The sequence below is a fragment of the Cytobacillus oceanisediminis 2691 genome (genome assembly GCF_000294775.2).
GTDB lineage: Bacteria > Bacillota > Bacilli > Bacillales > Cytobacillaceae > Cytobacillus > Cytobacillus pseudoceanisediminis.
Map to the genome: position 1 here is coordinate 1,862,213 of NZ_CP015506.1, position 14,320 is coordinate 1,876,532.

Consider the following 14,320-nt stretch of genomic DNA (forward strand, 5'->3'; position numbering starts at 1 on the left):
CGCATTTCCTTCGTGCGGTGCTGGCTGAGGAGGCTCCTGTTCCTCCCAGCGGAAATCAACGGACAGAATATGTAAGCTAAACAAATATTCAATCACACTTAAAGCAGATTGCAGAAAAGTTCTTCCTTGCAATCTGCTTTTTTTGATTATATACTACTATTAGTACCTAGTCTTAATATCTCGGACGGTGGGATTTTTAATGAAAAGAAATAAAAAAGAACGCCAGCATTTATTAACGGACACAATAAAAGAAAATCCATTTGTCACGGACGAGGAACTTGCAGAAAAGTTCACTGTCAGCGTCCAGACAATAAGGCTCGACCGCCTGGAATTATCTATTCCGGAATTGCGGGAAAGAATCAAGCATGTTGCTGAAAAAACTTTCGAGGATGAAGTCCGATCTTTACCCATAGAAGAAATAATCGGTGAAATAATAGATATAGAATTGGATAAAACGGCAATTTCCATTTTCGATGTAAAAAATGAACATGTATTCAAGCGGAATGGAATAGCCCGGGGGCATCACTTGTTTGCACAGGCCAACTCACTGGCAGTTGCTGTAATAAATGATGAACTGGCATTGACAGCGAAAGCCAATATTCAATTCACAAGGCCAGTGCGATTAAATGAACGTGTTATAGCTAAAGCCAAGGTCCTTACAATTGATGTTGACAGCGGGAGGACGATTGTTGAAGTCAATAGCTTTGTGAATAACGAACAGGTATTTAAGGGCGAATTCGACATGTTCAGAAAAAAATAATCACTAAAGGATGAAGCATCATGAAAATTTCCATAGACGCAATGGGAGGCGACAATGCCCCGAAGGAAATTGTCCTTGGCGCAATGAAAGCTGCCGCAGAGTTTAAGGATATACACATTACTCTTGTTGGCGATGAGTCAAAAATAAAGGAATACCTTACTTCAAACGAGCGGATTGAGATCTTACATACAGATGAAGTCATCTTGCCGGATGATGAACCAGTGAGGGCTGTGCGCAGAAAGAAAAATGCATCAATGGTGCTTGCAGCGCAGCTTGTCTCAGACGGTAAAGCGGATGCATGCATTTCTGCAGGAAACACGGGTGCTCTTATGGCAGCAGGCCTTTTTGTGGTAGGAAGGATTGATGGCATTGAACGCCCGGCATTATCACCTACGCTTCCAACGATAGGCGGGGAAGGGTTCCTTTTGCTGGATGTAGGGGCGAATGTTGACGCGAAACCTGAGCATCTTCTTCAATATGCGATCATGGGATCGATATATACAGAAAAAGTCCGGGGTGTTTCCAATCCTAGAGTGGGCCTTCTAAATATAGGAACTGAAGAGAAAAAAGGCAATGAACTGGCGAAAAATACATTTGACCTGCTGAAGAATGCTGATATCAATTTTATCGGTAATGTGGAAGCACGCGATTTGCTTGAGGGAGCTGCAGATGTTGTAGTGACAGATGGCTTTACCGGAAATATGGTCCTAAAGACAATTGAGGGTACTGCTCTTTCTGTGTTTAAAATGCTAAAAACAGCTCTGACCAGCAGCTTTAAAACGAAATTGGCAGCAGCTGCCTTAAAGCCTGATTTATACCAGCTTAAATCTAAGATGGATTATTCGGAATACGGCGGTGCTGGATTATTCGGATTAAAGGCGCCTGTTATTAAGGCTCATGGTTCCTCAGATGCGACTGCTTTATTCAGTGCAGTCAGACAGACCAGGGTTATGGTAGAAAACCATGTCGCTCAAACGATTAAGGAAGCTGTTGAAAAAGAAGCAGAAAAAACAGCCGTTAAATAAACTTATTTTATTTGGGGGGAATCACGATGGGTAAAATCGCCTTTTTATTTCCTGGGCAGGGATCACAGGCTGCGGGAATGGGAAAAGCATTAGCCGAACAGGATGAGAAAGTAAAATCATTTTTCGAGAGTGCTGATCAAAAACTTGGCTTTTCACTATCACAACTTATTTTTGAAGGGCCTCAGGAAAAATTGACGTTAACAACAAATGCACAGCCGGCATTGTTGACTACTAGCATTGCCATACTCGATTATTTTAAAAGATCTGGCGTAGCACCTGATTTTGTGGCTGGCCACAGCCTTGGAGAGTATACTGCACTCGTTGCAGCGGAAGCACTATCCTTTGAGGACGGTGTTTATGCTGTCCGTAAAAGAGGAGAGTTCATGGAAGAAGCAGTTCCTAACGGTGAGGGAACAATGGCAGCGGTACTGGGACTGGACAGGGACAAGCTTACTGCTGTCACAGAAGAGGTTACTGCAGGCGGCAATCCGGTTCAGCTCGCAAATTTGAACTGTCCTGGACAGATTGTTATTTCAGGTTCAAGGGCAGGTGTTGAACAAGCTTCTGCAAAGGCTAAAGAAGAAGGTGCCAAGCGAGTGCTTCCACTGGAGGTAAGCGGTCCTTTCCATTCTGAATTAATGAAGCCTGCTGCGGAGAAGTTCAGGCAAGTCCTGGACGATATTGAGATCAAAGATGCAGTTGTTCCTGTCATTGCAAATGTAAAAGCTTCTGAAATGACTTCTGCTGCAGAAATAAACAGCAGATTAATTGAACAGCTGTATTCACCTGTACTCTGGGAGGATTCAATCCGCAGGATGATAGAGCTAGGAGTAGATACATTTATTGAAATTGGACCAGGGAAAGTACTGTCAGGCTTAGTGAAAAAGGTAGATCGTTCCCTTAAGACGTATGCCGTTTCCGATGCTGAATCCTGCCAGGCAGTTACAGAATCCTTAAAGGAGGAATTGAGATGAAGCTAGAGGGAAAAGCCGCATTAGTAACGGGAGCTTCCCGCGGAATCGGAAGAGAAATTGCTTTGGGTCTTGCTAAGCAAGGTGCAGATATCGCGGTTAACTATTCCGGAAGTGAGGCAAGGGCGAACGAAGTCGTTGATGAAATAAAAGCATTAGGCAGAAATGCTTTTGCTATCCATTGCGATGTGTCAAATAGTGATTCCGTGGCAAGCATGGTTAAAGAAACAGTAGAAAAGTTTGGCAAGCTTGATATTTTGGTTAATAATGCTGGAATTACGAGGGACAACCTGCTTATGAGAATGAAGGAAGACGAATGGGATGATGTTATTAACATTAACCTGAAAGGTGTATTCCTTTGTACAAAAGCTGTTACAAGGCAGATGATGAAACAGCGCAGCGGCCGCATTATCAATATTTCATCCATCGTTGGTGTCAGCGGCAATCCTGGCCAGGCTAATTATGTCGCTGCCAAATCAGGTGTTATTGGCCTGACAAAGACCTCTGCAAAGGAACTTGCAACAAGAGGCATAACGGTCAATGCTATTGCACCAGGCTTTATCACAACTGATATGACTGATAAGCTGAACGAGGATGTAAAAGAGCAGATGCTTAAGCAAATTCCTTTGGCGCGTTTTGGCGACCCTGCAGATATTGCGAATGTGGCAGTATTTCTTGCTTCAGAGGACAGCCGCTATATGACAGGACAAACCCTTCATGTTGATGGCGGTATGGTCATGTAGTTTGTAACAGGCTTGTAATGCAAAATTTTTTATAAAACCTTTCAATAAAGGCTAAAAATAATCTATAATACTTGAGGGGAGGTGACAAGCATGGCAGAAGTATTAGAACGTGTAACAAAGATCATCGTGGACCGTCTTGGTGTAGAAGAGTCTGAAGTGAAATTGGAAGCTTCTTTCAAAGATGATCTGGGTGCTGATTCCCTTGACGTAGTAGAATTAGTAATGGAATTAGAAGACGAGTTCGACATGGAAATTTCTGACGATGATGCTGAAAAAATCGCAACAGTCGGTGACGCTGTAAATTACATAAAAGCTAGCCAATAATCGTTAGTTGGACCACTCTGCAGTGAGGGTAAACCCCTCGCTGCAGCAATTTTTTATCAGCAGATGTTTACTGTCCGGTGTTACCTGTGGCATAGAGGACAGCATGGATAAAGCTGTCGCACGGCAGCAGGTGGCTGTGGACAGTAAATATGTTAGGCAAAAGCTCCGTTGAATAACGGGGCTTTCTTCTGTGAAGATGGCTGTATCCGAATGAAACTTAAAAGTGTTTTGTAAATAGAAATTTTTTTGCGTTTTTGATTTTTATTACGTAAACTTAGAAAAGACCATTTAAGCTTTATATGAATTTCAGTTTACTTAATTTTTGCGGGTTTTGAGCAGTTATCTATATTTACATTGAGCGATTGGAGCGGAAGATGCGAGATCTCCGAAAAGGCTACCGCATTTTCTTCGTGCGCAGTTGTTCGAGGAAGCTTTCCTTCGGGAGCAGCATACCAAGGGAGACCCGCAGACGCAGAGCGTCGAGGAGTCCAGGCAGCCCACACGGAAGCTTGAGTACATGCAGCGGCAATCAACAGGCTTAGTTAAAACTAGAACATCATTTTGAGATGTCCCTAATAATAAAAAGAATATTAATATTAGCAAGGTGGATGCATTATGCGCAGCAATAAGGATAAGGAAAGAAAATCATTTCGCGCAATCGAAAAACAATTTAAAGAATTCCAGACGGAAATCGGAATCCAATTTGAAAATGAAAAATTATTAAAGCAAGCTTTTACCCATTCATCTTATGTGAATGAGCATCGGAGAAAGCCCTATGAAGACAATGAAAGACTGGAATTTTTGGGTGACGCTGTACTTGAACTGACTGTTTCGAAGTTCCTTTACCTAAAATATCCCATGATGAGCGAGGGGGAATTAACTAAGCTGAGGGCAGCGGTTGTTTGCGAACCATCCCTGGTCTCATTTGCCCATGCATTGTCCTTCGGCAGCCTGGTACTGCTTGGAAAAGGGGAGGAAATGACAGGAGGAAGAACCCGTCCGGCCCTGCTTGCAGACGTATTTGAAGCCTTTATAGGTGCACTATACCTGGATAAAGGATTAGATACGGTTGTCGGTTTTTTGGAGAAAGTTGTTTTTCCGAAGATTGATTCAGGTGCTTTTTCGCATGTGATGGATTTCAAGAGCCAGCTGCAGGAACTTGTGCAGCGGGATGGTGCAGGTACAATTGAATATAAAATCCTTCAGGAAAAAGGGCCTGCCCACAATCGAGAATTTGTTTCCACTGTTTCCCTAAATGGCAGGGAGCTTGGGACAGGCACCGGCCGATCAAAGAAAGAAGCGGAACAGCATGCAGCCCAAATGGCCCTTGAAGTATTGAAGAATCATATCAAGTGACATCGAAGAATAGAAACTTGGAGGAGACAGAGGGGGAGCAAGGTTGTTTTTAAAAAGGCTTGATGTTATTGGTTTTAAGTCATTTGCTGAGCGGATCACGGTTGATTTTGTTCCAGGCGTTACGGCAGTTGTAGGTCCAAATGGAAGCGGAAAAAGCAATATAACAGATGCCATACGCTGGGTATTGGGGGAACAATCAGCTAAGTCCCTTCGCGGCGCGAAAATGGAGGATGTCATTTTTGCTGGCAGTGATTCCCGGAGAGCGCAGAATTTTGCTGAGGTTACACTGACCCTTGATAACGGCGATCAGGGTCTGCCGATTGAATACAGTGAAGTCAGTGTTACAAGAAGGGTTTACCGATCTGGAGACAGTGAATACCTAATCAATAAGCAAACATGCAGATTAAAAGATATCGTAGATTTATTTATGGATTCAGGCCTTGGCAGGGAAGCTTTTTCAATAATAAGCCAGGGCAGGGTAGAGGAAATTCTAAACAGCAAAGCTGAAGAACGCCGGACGATATTCGAAGAAGCGGCTGGTGTGCTTAAATATAAGACAAGAAAGAAAAAAGCGGAAGGCAAACTTTCTGAAACCCAGGATAATTTAAACAGGGTGAATGATATTCTTCATGAACTTGAAAGCCAGGTAGAGCCTTTGAAAATTCAGGCTTCGATTGCAAAAGATTATCTGCAGCAGAAGGAAGAGCTTGAGAAAATTGAAGTTGCCCTTACAGTCTATGAGATAGAAGACCTGCATTCAAAATGGGAGCAGCTTTCACGTCAGCTTGAACGGCATACAGAAGATGAAATGAAGCTATCGGCAGTTATTCAGAACAAAGAAGCCAAAATGGAAGAGTTAAAGGATCATATTGCTGCAATCGATGAATCAGTAAATGATTTACAGGACGTACTCCTTCATGCCAGTGAAGAGCTTGAAAAACTGGAAGGCAGAAAAGAAGTCCTAAAAGAGCGAAAGAAAAATGCCAGCCAGAATAAAGACCAGCTTCATCGAAACATGGAGGAACTTTCTTCGAAGATAACTGAATTAAAAGAGCAAGAAGAAAAGCAGTCGGCTCTCAAAGGAAAAATAAAGGAAGAAGCAGTTAAACTTCAGAAAGCATTAAAGGAAAAGCAGGAACAGCTCAAACTCTTCAGTGAAAATACGGAAGAGAAAATTGAATCGCTGAAAAGTGATTATATTGAAGTGCTGAATAGCCAGGCGGCTTCAAGAAACGAACTGCAGAATATTGATCAGCAGCTCAGCCAGCAGGGTCAGCGCAGTTCTAAGCTTGAGATGGATAACGAAAAGTATATTGCCGACCGCAAGAAAAATGAAGAGAAAAAGCAAAAGATACAATCAGAACTTGAAAGCCTGCAAAAAGAAATAGAGAGTCAGGTACATGTTTTTCGAACGGAAGACCGCAAGCTTGAATCATTAAAGAATAATTATCAAAAGCAGGAAAAAACATTGTATCAGGCTTATCAGTATTTGCAGCAGGCAAAATCCAGGCAGGAAATGCTTGAAGAAATGGAAGAAGACTTTTCGGGCTTTTTCCAAGGTGTAAAGGAAATATTGAAAGCAAGGGGCAGCAAGCTGCAGGGAATTGAAGGAGCCGTAGCGGAATTAATTCAGGTGCCAAAAGAGTACGAAACGGCGATTGAAACTGCTCTTGGCGGTGCCATGCAGCATATCATCGTACAAAATGAGCAGGATGGGAGAAGTGCCATCCAATTCCTGAAAAAGAATTCATACGGAAGAGCAACTTTCCTGCCGTTAAGCGTAGTGAAGGGGAAAAGGCTTAATACCGGGCAACTGCAATCGGTTCAAGGCCATCCCGCCTTTATTGGTGAAGCTGCTACGCTGATCCGGTTTGAAGGAAGGCATCAGTCTGCTATTGAAAACCTGCTTGGCAATGTTGTTATTGCACGTGACCTTAAAGGAGCCAATGAACTGGCGAAGCTTCTTCAATACCGTGTGAGACTCGTTACTATTGATGGAGATGTGGTTAATCCCGGCGGGTCCATGACGGGAGGAGCCCTGAAACAGAAAAGCACTTCCATTCTTTCACGCAAAGGTGAACTTGAAGAGCTGAAATCACGAATTTTGGACATGGAATCCAAAACAGCTAACCTCGAAAAACAAGTGAAACTGCAAAAAAGCGAAATTCAAAAACAGGAAACACGCATTGAACAGCTTAGAAAAACAGGTGAAGAGCTTCGTTTGATGGAACAGAGGGTAAAAGGAGAGCTTCTAGAAGTAGAGTTTGAGGAGAAAAGCATTAATGAGCGCTTATCTCTTTATGATATGGACAAAGCACAGTTTTCGGAAGATAGAGAAAGACTGCTGACCAGAAAGAGTGAGCTTGCAGATCTATTGGAGCAGCAGCAAAAACAAATAGCTGATCTTGATAATGAGATTAAAGCATTAACAGAAAGAAAAAACACCCAGCAGACTTCAAAGGAAACTCTTGTATCTGAAATAAATGAGCTGAAAATCAGCTTCGCTTCCAAAAGTGAACAGCTGAATCATGCTGAGGACAAACTAGCCGCACTAATTTCTGAGCTTGCTGCTAACAGGGATAAGCTGAAAACAGTAAAAGAGGATTTAGAACTGCTATCATCTGAAATGACGAATAGCTCTTCAGGTGAGCAGCATCTGGAAGAGGCAGCACAGCAAAAATTAAAGGAAAAGAATGAAACGCTTGAGTTGATTGCTTCAAGAAGGGATGAGCGCTTAAAGCTCCAAACATCTTTAGAGGACTTGGAACTTGAGGCAAAAGAATTAAAACGCCAGCATAAAGGGCTGGTAGAAGTTTTGAAAGATGAGGAAGTTAAGCAGAACCGGCTTGATGTTGAGCTGGAAAATAAGCTGAATCATTTAAGGGAAGAATATCTGCTTTCTTTTGAAGGAGCTAAAGAGGAATATCCGCTGGAGATTGAGATTGATGAAGCACGAAAAAAAGTAAAACTCATAAAGCTGGCAATCGAAGAGCTTGGGGCTGTGAACCTCGGGGCAATCGAAGAATATGACAGAGTATCTGAACGATATGAATTCCTGCTTGAACAAAAAACAGACCTTCAGGAAGCGAAAGATACGTTATTCCAGGTTATCGATGAAATGGATGTTGAAATGAAAAGGCGATTTGAAGAAACCTTCGAAGGGATCCGTTTCCATTTTGAGTCGGTTTTCCAATCTTTATTCGGCGGCGGCAGAGCCGATTTACGCTTGACCCAGCCTGATGATTTATTGAATACAGGTGTGGAAATTGTCGCACAGCCTCCAGGCAAGAAACTGCAGAACCTCGGATTATTATCTGGAGGAGAAAGGGCACTTACAGCAATTGCATTGCTGTTTTCCATTTTGAAAGTACGTCCTGTTCCATTCTGTATCCTTGATGAAGTAGAGGCAGCCTTGGATGAAGCAAACGTGCAAAGGTTCAGCCAATACTTAAAGAGATACAGCGACGTCACCCAGTTCATCGTTATTACCCACAGAAAAGGAACAATGGAAGAAGCGGATGTCCTTTACGGTGTAACCATGCAGGAATCCGGTGTTTCCAAACTGGTATCTGTACGTCTGGAAGAAACCAGGGAACTAATTACTCAATAGCAGCTTTAATGCGGGACAGTTTACAACCTGTTCCGCACTAATACATATTGCTTTTATAAGGAAGTGAAAACATGAGTTTCTTTAAAAAACTAAAAGAAAAAATCACTAAGCAGACAGATAGTGTTACTGAAAAGTTTAAAGACGGATTAACCAAAACGCGCGATAATTTTTCAAATAAGGTAAATGACCTTGTATCCAGGTACCGTAAAGTGGATGAGGAATTTTTTGAGGAACTGGAAGAAATCTTAATTGGGGCGGATGTTGGATTCGATACTGTCATGGAATTGGTCGAAGAGCTGAGAAGGGAAGTAAAACGCAAGAATATTCAGGATCCTCGCGATGTGCAGGCTGTCATCTCAGAAAAGCTTGTAGAAATTTATGACAGTGCAGGCGAAACCTCCACAGAATTAAATATTCAATCTGAGGGACTAACTGTTATCCTATTTGTTGGTGTTAACGGAGTCGGTAAAACGACCACGATCGGAAAACTTGCCCATAAGTTCAAAAGTGAAGGAAAAAATGTCCTGCTTGCAGCAGGAGATACCTTCCGTGCAGGAGCGATTGAACAGCTTGAGGTGTGGGGAGAACGTGTCGGCGTTGATGTCATTAAGCAGGGAGCTGGCTCTGACCCTGCAGCTGTCATGTATGATGCCGTTCAATCTGCCAAGTCCCGCAAAGCTGATATTTTAATCTGTGACACTGCGGGACGCCTGCAGAATAAAGTCAATCTGATGAAAGAATTAGAGAAAGTAAAGCGTGTAATAGAAAGGGAAGTACCGGGGGCCCCGCATGAAGTATTGCTAGTACTTGATGCTACAACTGGACAAAATGCCATGATTCAGGCTAAGACCTTCAAGGAAGCAACTGATGTTTCTGGTATTGTTCTTACAAAACTGGATGGAACTGCAAAGGGCGGCATCGTTCTTGCAATCAGAAATGAACTTGAAATCCCGGTGAAATTTGTAGGTTTAGGTGAAAAAATGGATGACCTGCAGGAATTCAATGCAGAACAGTATGTCTATGGACTCTTTGCCGACATAGTCGAAAGAGAAGCAGAAGAAGAAGAGGAAGAATAAAATTGTTACACAGCCGGAGAGCGAGTTCTCCGGCTGTTTTTTTACGAAATTTAAAATATAAAAAATAGTTTGAAATTTATATTTTTTAGTGTAAAATTACACTGTGTTAATAAATGTCTTTCAAGTTTGGTCTGACAAACAAATTAAATAAATATCCGCAGGAACTTTTTGTCAGCCGGCTGCGTCTATACTAAGGAAGAAGTCATCAGGCTGGCAATAATTTATATTTTTAAAGACTGCCTAAAAAAAACACAAGGCAGATACTTAAGATTTTTAATGGGGGAGATTGGGTTGCACGGAAAATTAAAAGTGATCATCATGGCTTTATTCTGTTTTGTGTTAATGTTTCATCCATTCCAAACAGCAGAAGCTGCCAGCACAGACATCAAAGTTTCTATAGATGAGGGCTTTGGCGGAAAAGTGAAAAGAGGAGAGGGGTTTCCTCTGCGGATTAAGATGGAAAATACAGGAGAGGCTTTTAGCGGGGATTTGCTGATAAGTTACCATCCATCCTACAATACGAGCGGTGCGGTTACTGTAAAAGTAGAGCTTCCTGCCGGAACAGCTAAGGAATACCTGGTTTCCATCCCTGGCATGACAGAGGACCACCCTTCCATGTATCAGAACATTCCTTTACTGACTCTTTATGAAGGTGATTGGAAAGACGGAAAAAAGGTTAGTTTTAAAGGCGAAAATACATTAAAGCCGAAATTTATAGATACGGCAACTGAAGTAATTGGTGTTCTCAGTGAAAACTATGACCGTGTAAAAGAATTGAGGACGCTTCCTTCAAAATCGATGATTGAACTTAATAAGGAAGATTTGCCGGATGAAGCGACAGGATTGGAAACACTCGATTATTTGCTGATTGATGAATTCAAGATATCCCAGCTTAGTGACAAACAGCAACAAGCTATAAGGAACTGGGTATACAACGGTGGAGCATTGATTGCCGGAGGAGGACCTGATGCAAGCGGTGCCTATGGAGAACTATATTCTTTGCTGCCAATGAAATCTGAAAACGAGGCCGCCGGTACAGTAAAATTCCTGCAGTCAGCAAAAAGCGAGGAGCCGGATTTTAAAGAACTCAACTTCTTTACTGGTCCCATTAAAGCGGGTGCAGAAGTTATCGCTGAAAGCGGGGATCTTCCAGCAGCAGTGAAAAAGGAGTATGGAAGCGGGACGATTCTGCAGACAGCTTTTTCACTGGGAGATGAGCCTTTATCTTCATGGCAGGGATACAACACATGGTTTGCAGACTTTATTAATCAGGCAACAGGTGCCGGCATTGGATCCAGCCCATATTCTCAGGATTACCTGGACCAGCTGTATTGGGAATTTGCAGAAGTGAATGAATTCTTTCCTGCATCCAATTTTTCAATCGGGCAGCTTATTGGCCTTTTTACCGGTTATATTATTCTGATAGTGCCTGTTCTTTATTTTGTATTAAGAAAGCTTGATAAACGGGAGCATTCCTGGTGGATCATTCCTTCCATCGCCATATTAATGGGGACAGCTGTCTTTGGAATGGGAGCAAAAGATAGAATTTCTCAGCCGCAGCTGAACCAGATGGGGATCTATAACGTGAATAACAATCTGCTTACCGGATATCAGGCATCAACCCTGCTTTCAAATAAAAGCGGTGAATATACCCTCTCAATGCCCAAAGGTGAATTTAATGCAGTGGTTTATTCAAACAATTCCAATACATCAGATCCCCTTAGAGGCGGAATCATGGCTGAAAAGGTAAAAAACAATGAGATTATTTTCCCTGAGGTAGAATATTGGTCATCCAAAACAATTTACGGAAAGGCCCAGACCGATATCAATGGGAAGTTTAAAGCGGACCTCACCCTTAAGGAAAAGAGATTAACTGGAACAATCAAAAACGAAAGTGAGTATGATTTTGAAGAATTATATATTTGGTCAGGCAATGAAGCAATCAAATTAGGGCCAATCAAGAAAGATGAGGCAATTAAAGTGGATAAAACCATAAAGCAGTCCCTGCTGAGCAGACCATATGGAGGAACTTTTAATGGGGCATATCCTGCCAATGGCCAAAATGATATAAATAGGTTAAGAAGAGAAAAGCTTGAATATGCCTCCACTACATTTCTGCTTGGGGATGTTGCTCAGCCAGTCCTTGCGGGGATTACAAAAGAATCAATTATTGATGTAGCCATGAGAGGGAAGAAGGAAAAACAGAATAACACAAATCTGATCCTTCAGCCATTTGAGGCCATAAATGAGTTCTCCGGATCCTTTACATTGAAGGATGGAATGATGGCAGCTGATTGGAATGTGATCCAGGGTCAGATTTATGAAAAAGGCATGGGCAGCACGAATGCAGAAATGATGCTTGAAGACGGAGAATATGAATATATTCTCAGCCTCCCGAAGCAGCTAAAAGAGAAAACATATAGATTAGAAGAAATTTCGGTAAGGATCAATAGCCAAAACGTACAGTATTCGATAAAAAACCATAAAACGGGTGAGTGGCTGCCGATTGAACCAGATCAAAGGAGCATAAAGCTGACAAGTAAAGATGACTTAACCCAGTACGTTTCGAAAGAAGGCCGTTTTATTATGAAGCTGAATAAATCAGCTCAGGGTGATCCTTTCGTTCAATTGCCGGCTGTTACGATCAAAGGGGAGGTGGCAAAATGATCGAAATTATGGATTTATCGAAAAGATACGGAAAATTTACAGCACTTGATTCTTTAAATTTAAATATAGAAAAAGGCAGTGTATTTGGTTTTGTCGGACAGAATGGTGCAGGAAAATCCACAACCTTCTCCATTTTGGCAACCTTACTTGCCCCCACTTCGGGCTCTGCGTACGTAAACGGGTATGATGTTCAAAAGGATTCAAAACTCGTGAGGAAGCAGATAGGCTATATGCCAGATTTCTTCGGGGTTTATGACCAGCTTAAGGCTGATGAATATCTGCACTTCTACGGTGCGAGTTACGGCATACCATTCGCAGAACGCGAGAAGCTGATACCGCAGCTTCTCGACCTAGTCAACTTGTCAAATAAAAGAGAGTCATATGTAGACCTATTATCAAGAGGCATGAAGCAGCGTCTCTGCCTGGCCAGGTGTCTTATCCATGATCCTGAAGTGCTGATTCTGGATGAACCTGCATCAGGACTTGACCCAAGAGCAAGGGTTGAAATGAGGGAAATATTAAAAGAATTGAAAAGCATGGGCAAAACGATTTTAATATCTTCACATATACTGCCTGAACTTGCAGAAATGTGCGATACCATCGGCATTATTGACCAGGGAAAACTGGTGGCTCAGGGGTCTGTTGCTGATATTCAGTCACAGCTGAGGGGAGAAAGGCTGATCATTGTAAAAGTTCATGGAAGTTCAAAAAAGGCCGTTTCTTTCTTTGAGGATGATCCTAATATATTTAAATTGGCTTTACTGGAAGACGGAGCATCTTTTCAGTTTATTTATAAAGGGACAGCTGAAGAACAAACAGAACTGCTGAAAAGAGCCATTTTAAATAATTTAGCGATCACCAGCTTTGCAGAAGCAGAAACGGATCTGGAAGATGTCTTTATGGAAATTACAAAGGGAGTTGAGCTGACATGAAGAATTTAGTCGTAAATCCTGTTCTGAATAAAGAGTTTAAGCTCCGCTTCCGCAGCTTTAAAAGCTACCTGGGGGTACTCTTTTACCTCTTGGCATTAGGGCTGATCATTGTTGGTTTTATCTTTATAGAATCATTGTCAAATAACATGCAGGGCTTTTTTAAACCTGATCAGAGCCGGACAATGTTTATGGTCCTATCTATATTGCAGCTTGGCTTAATTCTGTTTATTACTCCCGGTTTAACAGCTGGGGTTATCAGCAGTGAAAGAGAGAGGCAGACCTTAAATATCATGCTCACGACGACCCAAAGCTCTTCTAGCATTATTTTGAGCAAGCTGATTTCTTCCATTTCATATTTGATTTTGCTTATTGCGGCAAGTTTGCCTCTCTATAGCTTTGTATTTTTATTTGGAGGTATTTCCCCAGGTCAGCTGCTTACGACAATGGGATTTTATTTATTTACCATCCTGGTTTATGGAAGTCTCGGGGTCTTATTCTCAACGCTCATTAGAAAAACAATTGTCTCGATGGTTACCACCTATGGGGTTACTTTATTTCTAGCTGGAGGAACGGCATTCCTGACTTTGATTTTTATGCAATTAACCAATGCATATGGCTATACAGGGACTCAGCCAACAAATCCTCTTGCATACTTCCCGGCTATGCTTAACCCGGTCATTATTCTAATGAGCACCTTTGAGCCGGAAATGACCAATGAAATTACTAGATCAACAGGCATTGAATTTCCTTTATGGATTTCATACTTAATTTCGTACACATTAATTTTCATTGGAGCTATTCTGCTGAGCATAAAAAAACTCCGTCCCAATATGAAAAAGGGCTAGTATTTATTCGG

11 protein-coding genes are annotated in these 14,320 nt (G+C 42.0%); all 11 read left to right on the forward strand.

Going from position 1 to position 14,320, the window contains the following annotated elements; genetic code table 11:
* Positions 1-199 precede the first annotated feature (199 nt).
* Complete coding sequence (gene fapR / locus A361_RS09490; RefSeq protein WP_019381743.1) at positions 200-760, forward strand: transcription factor FapR; 561 nt, start codon at positions 200-202, stop codon at positions 758-760.
* Between the two features lie 20 nt (positions 761-780).
* Positions 781-1,785: a phosphate acyltransferase PlsX gene (gene plsX, locus A361_RS09495; protein ID WP_019381744.1), complete on the forward strand. Its 1,005-nt coding sequence runs from the start codon at positions 781-783 to the stop codon at positions 1,783-1,785.
* A 26-nt stretch (positions 1,786-1,811) separates the two neighbouring features.
* On the forward strand, positions 1,812-2,759 hold the full coding sequence (fabD, locus tag A361_RS09500; RefSeq protein WP_019381745.1) for an ACP S-malonyltransferase: 948 nt from the start codon (positions 1,812-1,814) through the stop codon (positions 2,757-2,759).
* Positions 2,756-3,499, forward strand: a complete 744-nt coding sequence (gene fabG / locus A361_RS09505) for a 3-oxoacyl-[acyl-carrier-protein] reductase (RefSeq protein ID WP_019381746.1) — start codon at positions 2,756-2,758, stop codon at positions 3,497-3,499. The genes fabD and fabG overlap by 4 nt, the downstream gene beginning before the upstream one ends.
* Before the next feature lie 90 nt (positions 3,500-3,589).
* Positions 3,590-3,823, forward strand: a complete 234-nt coding sequence (locus A361_RS09510) for an acyl carrier protein (protein WP_009330799.1) — start codon at positions 3,590-3,592, stop codon at positions 3,821-3,823.
* A 615-nt stretch (positions 3,824-4,438) separates the two neighbouring features.
* Positions 4,439-5,179 carry a ribonuclease III gene (gene rnc, locus A361_RS09515; protein ID WP_009330798.1) on the forward strand — a complete coding sequence of 247 codons (741 nt, stop codon included), beginning with the start codon at positions 4,439-4,441 and terminating at the stop codon, positions 5,177-5,179.
* A gap of 43 nt (positions 5,180-5,222) precedes the next feature.
* Positions 5,223-8,789 carry a chromosome segregation protein SMC gene (gene smc, locus A361_RS09520; protein WP_019381747.1) on the forward strand — a complete coding sequence of 1,189 codons (3,567 nt, stop codon included), beginning with the start codon at positions 5,223-5,225 and terminating at the stop codon, positions 8,787-8,789.
* Between the two features lie 71 nt (positions 8,790-8,860).
* On the forward strand, positions 8,861-9,865 hold the full coding sequence (ftsY, locus tag A361_RS09525) for a signal recognition particle-docking protein FtsY (protein ID WP_019381748.1): 1,005 nt from the start codon (positions 8,861-8,863) through the stop codon (positions 9,863-9,865).
* Positions 9,866-10,156: 291 nt separating this feature from the next.
* Positions 10,157-12,532: a hypothetical protein gene (locus tag A361_RS09530; RefSeq protein WP_026041702.1), complete on the forward strand. Its 2,376-nt coding sequence runs from the start codon at positions 10,157-10,159 to the stop codon at positions 12,530-12,532.
* The gene (locus A361_RS09535) at positions 12,529-13,464 is read left to right on the forward strand and encodes an ABC transporter ATP-binding protein (RefSeq protein ID WP_019381750.1); all 936 of its coding nucleotides are present in this window, start codon (positions 12,529-12,531) and stop codon (positions 13,462-13,464) included. The genes A361_RS09530 and A361_RS09535 overlap by 4 nt, the downstream gene beginning before the upstream one ends.
* Positions 13,461-14,309, forward strand: coding sequence for an ABC transporter permease (locus tag A361_RS09540; RefSeq protein WP_009330793.1), 849 nt, complete (start codon positions 13,461-13,463; stop codon positions 14,307-14,309). Before A361_RS09535 ends, A361_RS09540 begins: the two co-directional genes overlap by 4 nt.
* Positions 14,310-14,320: the final 11 nt, after the last annotated feature.

Coding starts and splice junctions, on each gene's coding strand:
- fapR (WP_019381743.1), top strand. CDS start 200: ATGAAAAGAAATAAAAAAGAACGCCAGCATTTATTAACGGACACAATA.
- plsX (WP_019381744.1), top strand. CDS start 781: ATGAAAATTTCCATAGACGCAATGGGAGGCGACAATGCCCCGAAGGAA.
- fabD (WP_019381745.1), top strand. CDS start 1,812: ATGGGTAAAATCGCCTTTTTATTTCCTGGGCAGGGATCACAGGCTGCG.
- fabG (WP_019381746.1), top strand. CDS start 2,756: ATGAAGCTAGAGGGAAAAGCCGCATTAGTAACGGGAGCTTCCCGCGGA.
- A361_RS09510 (WP_009330799.1), top strand. CDS start 3,590: ATGGCAGAAGTATTAGAACGTGTAACAAAGATCATCGTGGACCGTCTT.
- rnc (WP_009330798.1), top strand. CDS start 4,439: ATGCGCAGCAATAAGGATAAGGAAAGAAAATCATTTCGCGCAATCGAA.
- ftsY (WP_019381748.1), top strand. CDS start 8,861: ATGAGTTTCTTTAAAAAACTAAAAGAAAAAATCACTAAGCAGACAGAT.
- A361_RS09535 (WP_019381750.1), top strand. CDS start 12,529: ATGATCGAAATTATGGATTTATCGAAAAGATACGGAAAATTTACAGCA.
- A361_RS09540 (WP_009330793.1), top strand. CDS start 13,461: ATGAAGAATTTAGTCGTAAATCCTGTTCTGAATAAAGAGTTTAAGCTC.